This window comes from Vogesella mureinivorans (genome assembly GCF_007644035.1).
Lineage (GTDB): Bacteria > Pseudomonadota > Gammaproteobacteria > Burkholderiales > Chromobacteriaceae > Vogesella > Vogesella mureinivorans.
Map to the genome: position 1 here is coordinate 1 of NZ_VMTV02000429.1, position 297 is coordinate 297.

The 297-nt window shown below is 70.0% G+C and carries 1 protein-coding gene; it reads right to left on the reverse strand.

Annotated features, from left to right (window positions below):
• The coding region (locus FLQ44_RS11355) for a hypothetical protein (protein WP_147694459.1) at positions 1-297 on the reverse strand (297 nt) is incomplete at both ends.

Consider the following 297-nt stretch of genomic DNA (forward strand, 5'->3'; position numbering starts at 1 on the left):
CGCCTTCTCCAGGCGCTTCTCCAAGCCCTCGTGTGCGGTGCTGCGGATCCAGCTGTCGAGGGTGTGCTCGTCCGGCACCGGGAAGGCCGGCAGGAAGTAGGTGCCGAGGCGAAGTTCGAGATTGCAGCGGCGCGCCAGCTCCAGCGAGTTGTCGAGCGCGGCCGGGATGTCGGCGAACAGCGCCGCCATCTCGTCGGAGGACTTCAGGTACTGCTGGTCCGAGTACTCGCGCGGCCGCCGCGGGTCGCCCAGCACGCGCCCCGTCGAGATGCAGACGCGGGCCTCGTGGGCCTCGTA